The organism is Parasedimentitalea denitrificans (genome assembly GCF_011813015.1).
In the GTDB taxonomy this organism is placed as follows: domain Bacteria; phylum Pseudomonadota; class Alphaproteobacteria; order Rhodobacterales; family Rhodobacteraceae; genus Parasedimentitalea; species Parasedimentitalea denitrificans.
The window spans coordinates 1-4,857 of sequence record NZ_QHLQ01000051.1; the positions used below are offsets into that span (position 1 = coordinate 1).

The 4,857-nt window shown below is 51.7% G+C and carries 5 protein-coding genes; 3 read left to right on the plus strand and 2 right to left on the minus strand.

The features are described 5' to 3' along the window. Positions 1-143: 143 nt before the first annotated feature. Both DL239_RS21110 and DL239_RS21115 read right to left on the minus strand, forming a co-directional pair. On the minus strand, positions 144-2,168 hold the full coding sequence (locus tag DL239_RS21110) for an RNA-directed DNA polymerase (protein WP_167686073.1): 2,025 nt from the start codon (positions 2,166-2,168) through the stop codon (positions 144-146). Positions 2,169-2,439: 271 nt separating this feature from the next. After that, positions 2,440-3,321 carry a hypothetical protein gene (locus tag DL239_RS21115; protein ID WP_167686074.1) on the minus strand — a complete coding sequence of 294 codons (882 nt, stop codon included), beginning with the start codon at positions 3,319-3,321 and terminating at the stop codon, positions 2,440-2,442. 157 nt (positions 3,322-3,478) lie between these two features. Here DL239_RS21115 and DL239_RS21120 point away from each other — a divergent pair, with 157 nt between their 5' ends. The 3 genes from DL239_RS21120 to DL239_RS21130 form a co-directional block, all read left to right on the plus strand. Beyond that, positions 3,479-3,709, plus strand: coding sequence for a hypothetical protein (locus DL239_RS21120; RefSeq protein WP_167686075.1), 231 nt, complete (start codon positions 3,479-3,481; stop codon positions 3,707-3,709). 2 nt (positions 3,710-3,711) lie between these two features. Next, on the plus strand, positions 3,712-3,912 hold the full coding sequence (locus DL239_RS21125) for a hypothetical protein (RefSeq protein ID WP_167686076.1): 201 nt from the start codon (positions 3,712-3,714) through the stop codon (positions 3,910-3,912). A 35-nt stretch (positions 3,913-3,947) separates the two neighbouring features. After that, on the plus strand, positions 3,948-4,857 hold a 910-nt coding region (locus DL239_RS21130; protein ID WP_167686077.1), incomplete at its 3' end, for a DUF6538 domain-containing protein.

Genomic DNA, 4,857 nt, shown 5'->3' on the forward strand with positions numbered 1-4,857 from the left:
CGTGGAAGAACTGACCAAGATTGCCCTTTGCCATCAGATCCTCACGGAGCAAGCCCGCAGCTTCACCAGCTCGCATACCAGACAGCACGCAGAGCAGAACCGGTAAAAAAACTAGAGCCACTTCAAGGTGAGTGCGAATATCTCTATGGAGTTATAATCCGTTCAATTTCATCAAATGCTGACACGAGCCGCTTTCGTATCTTGTAAAAATCGCGGTGTTTGAGGCGTCTGGTGGGCTGGCCGGTCGCCAAATTTCGGGGGTGCGCCACGCTAGATTCAAGCCGTAACGCATGAAGGGCCTTTAAGGCTGGTACGGCTGTGGGCAGAGCTGCGACAATACTGGGGTCGTTCAATGCTTTACCATAGCCATACTTCTTGGTGGGTTTCAGGCGCCCATACAGTTTCGAGAGCAGAAGGTCGCACCAACTATCAAGGTGCACGAGGAACATCTCAATGTTGGCCTCTTTATCCCGTTTTAGCAGGATCATCATGCGCTCTGCCTGCTTATGCTCAGAGCCAAACAGAATTTTCCAGTCAAAGGCGGTACTCTTTCGATTTAGTATATCAGCAATGATCTCGGGGATACGGCAGTCCGGTGCCCCCACAACACGAATGAGTTTTGCTGCCTTGAGTACTTGCTTAGCAGTTGTCTCGATGTTCCCGATGGGTTTCGCCAGTTTGTGGGACCCTTCGATCAGTCTGGAGGCGCAAATTCTAGCTACTTCGGATCCATCTTCGCGCATGCGCGCATTGAGAAATGATTCGTAACTCGGCACGCCGTAAATATCAGAAGTCAGAGCCATGACTGAGCGCTTCTTGATCCACCAGTTAGCCTCTACCATGACTAGCCCTTCATACTCTGCAAAAGTGAGCTTGCGTGCAGAGAGTGCCCAAGAAATCAGGGACGCCTTGTATGTCGGCTGAAGTGGCATTGCTCCCGCCTTGGGACGCAAGAGGCGATCAGAAGCAGCCTGCCCAATGTCATGGTCAAAAGGCGGCGGTAGCCGTCCCAGACAGGCATCAAGAATGACCGCAAGGACGGAATGGTAGAGTTCTTGGCCGTCGAGATATGCCTTGATGTCTGAGGCCATGCCCGGAGGAATTTTCACGTATCTGTAAATGTAAGATGCGATCTGGGGCGCATATTCGGGATGAGAATGTAGAACCTTGATGAGCCGTGTGTTTAGCCGGTGGTTCGGGTTCACCTTGGCCAGCAGATATTTGAACCGCGTGGTGTCTGTTGAGGCGACACGTCCGCGGCGACAAAGTTCGAGAATACGCGCTGTGAGCTTTTTTTGATCTATGGCAGGTATGACCGAAGGCTCAGGAGGGCGACTGACTGATTTGATCTCTTCTTCAGGATCGCTAACCTTGCGTATATTGATCTTGGCAGTCTGCGGAAAAAGCCCTATCTCCTTAGAAGCTATGTCCAGTTCTATTAGCTTGGCTCGAAGATCTTTTTCTGTCTTTGCGAGAATCTTGATATCATCGACGTATCGCAAATAAATGGTGCGCCGCCCGCCCTGCTCTCCAGCCTGATCCAGATGTTGCAGAACGGCCTCGGAGAGCATGCCTGAGGGTAACGGACCCTGCGGTATTCCATGTTCATGGTATATGTTCGCAGGGCCGTTGCTCCATGTAGCAGAAGTCCATTTTTTAAGGAGCTGCCTAAGATACTCAATGGTGTCTTCCTCAATCTTGAGCTCTCTCAGAAAGTGGACCAAAACATGATGATCAATTGAATCATAAAAAGACGCCAGGTCGAAGTTTGCGACATGCTCATAGCCGCGTGAATGGCTGTGCCTCAGACGGTCAGCAAATTTTAGATAGCTTCTCTGCCACTTGATATTGAAAAATTTCGAGGACTTCCCTGCATAGAGATGCGCAAAAACGCGCGTTTCATAACGTCGTTTCGTGCGCTTCTTCAACTCTTCCGCGATTAGATTGACAATTGCCTGATAGACGATCTGGTCCTCGACCTTCAGCAAAGTTATCGGCCTGAGGACACCGGAAGGCTTGGGTACCAACACTTTCGAGGCGTGAAACCCTTCGTAGCGATCCTTCAGGCCCTCTTTTCTGATCCATTTGAGATGAGTGTCAGAAGCAATAGCGAAAGCATCATAGGAGTCACGGAAGTGGGTTTTATATGCAGCGTCTGGGTTGGACATTGTCCAACGATAGGCGCGCCGCAGGTTTTCCAAATCGAAGACCCTATCAAGACTAGTCAACTCTAATGCCTTTTTTAAATCGCTCTCTAGTCATTGGCGCATGGTACACAAGCCAAGTCAATTGCACGGCAACTCTGGTTAGCAACCTAATGTTGCGTTTGGTTTGGCTAAGTCGTTTAGGTTAGGTTCGTACAGTACAGTGATATTTTTCTTAAACTGGTGCAGGGTCTTGTACCGTAAGCAGACATTCAGCAAACCACTGCCATAAGGCTTAGTCGGACTGAACTGGATTATCTTCATCGGCCCAATATTTGGTTGCACGATCGACCCAGCCGCCAGTTGTTTCTGAGGTTGCATCCAAAGCAACACCTACACCGTTCAAAGTGGCAGTCCATGCTTTTCCTGCCCCGGCCGCTGACGTGTTCCAAGCTCCAGTCCAGTCGATATCAGGAAACTCATAGTCCTTAAGATCTTCCAAAGTAGGAGTTACTTTTTTTGCGGCAGCCCAAGCTTGACCAGGGGACGCTTTGGCTAGTTCCCAGAGCTCTTCTCTCGTTGGAACCTTCATTGAACATACGGTCGTGTCATCTTCGCTGGGCTGTAGTTCAGGATCGAACGCACGTTTGAGTTCGTTCATATCCTTCACGGTGTCGCAAAGATCCTTCAGTTCCAGCGTCGTAACACCAACTATGACGGCGGCTCCCACGTACGGGATCGCCTCGCCAGCCATCGAACTGATTGAACGGCTAGAACTCTTGACTGCACGCTGGGAAATGTCATTCGCGGTCATTTCTACTGCTTCATTGATCGCCATTCGCCTCCCACGGTAGATCACAAAACCTGAAGTCGCTTCAGATAGCTGGGAGCGGATCTTTTTTGATGCAATACGTTCTGCTGCGAGATCTCCGGATAGTTCTGCTACCTCGCCCCTCAGTTCGCGGCTCAGCCTGCGTTCATCAGCCAAATCAGACCCAAGTTCCGCTACTTCACTGGCATGTTGGACTGCAACTGTCCGCATTCCGGTTACTGAGCTAAATGCCTTGGAAGTCATGTTATAAAGTGACCCGCCCAAGAGCATCGCTACATTCAGCATCAGGGAGAGCACCAGAAACAGGACCATTGCCAGCTTCCAGACAGATTTAATGATATTCACGTCAATCGCTCCAATTTTTCAATGATATTAACCCACTAAGAAATTTTAGTTCACCTCTGAATTGTACGCAAGCGACAATAATCCCATTATGATTGCGCTCTGTAAAGTTGAGAAAAATCAGGCATCTAAACAAATAAAACTTCTTGGAGATGTATAAATGCTTACTTCTTTCCCACTGCTTGCCGCAGTCGGTCTGGCCCTTAGGTGCGCCTTAAATTGGGGTCTGAGTAATCGTTGGGGCCTTAGCCTGACCGTTCCTCAGATCCTTGCCGGTGCGCTTATCGTGCTGGCTGGGCTGCCTGACCTGCTCAAGCCCTTTGCCTACCCGCTGCCCCTCAGTTTCACCCTTGGGGTAGTGCTGCCTGATCTTTTCCTGCGGAGGAAGTAGTCATGGGAGACCCAACTAGACCCCCACTCCAGCTTGCCTGTGGTCAACACGTGGTCATCGCCGCCTTCGACGACATACCAGAGCATGAGTTCAAGATCACAGAGGTCTTCGACGACTGTGTTGGCGGATACTCCCTGACCGGGCCGCTAGCGGGTGAATACGGCGAGCCTGACTTCGAAATGATCCTTCGAGTCATCGACTAAACCAACCCAACAATTCAGCACGAAAGGAACAGATCATGTCTGCTCGAATTCGCTATGCCTATCTGAAGGGCCAAACGTGGCTTTACCGTCGTAACTACCCTAAGGACGTTGCTGCACTCCTTGGTCAACAAGCCCTGAAACAGTCGCTGAAGACCAGTGATGCCAAGGTAGCCCGACTTAGGGCTGCTGAGGTGAATGCCGGATACGAGGACACCGTCCAGCAGGTGGTGTCTGGTGCAGAAGCCTTGCCTCAGGGGAGTGCTGGGGGGCGTGGAGCGGGGTCCGACTGGGCCTCCTCATCCAACCTTGCCCTTGCTCGCCTACGTGCCACCCTGGAGCACTCTGAGCCTGTCAGTTACCAGCAAGCGGCTGAGCCCAAGCTCACGGTCAGTACGGCAGCCCGGCGTTACCTGATGCTTCGTCAGCATGAACTGCGCCCCGGTGGGTTCAAGAGTGTCCGCTACTCGGTCGAACTGTTCCAGTCCAAGTATGGTGAGTTCAAGGTATCGCAGCTTACCCGTGAACAAGGCCGGGAGTTCCTGTCACTGATTGCCCAGCTTAGCCCGTATATCGGCAAATCTGAGCGCACGAGGGGGCTGTCGCTGGAGGCATCGGTAAACTGGTCTACCAACGGCTCAGTCAAGATCACCGGACGCACTCAGCGTCGTATCTGGTCGCAGGTCAATCACTGGCTTGATTGGTGCGTCTATGAGGGCGAACTGGAGACGAACCCGTTCCAATCCGTCCGGTTTGAGCAGAAGGTGAAGCACAACCCATATGCGGTGCCGACGGATGCTGAGGTCCGGCAGCTACTTGGCTCACATGACAGAGAGATAGGTTCTGTTCTGCTGCTCTGCGTGCTGTCTGGTATGCGAGCTGGTGAAGCTGCGGGCTTGCTCCGTGAGGATCTGATGGCAAAGGGCAATCTTGGTCAGTTCTTCCACG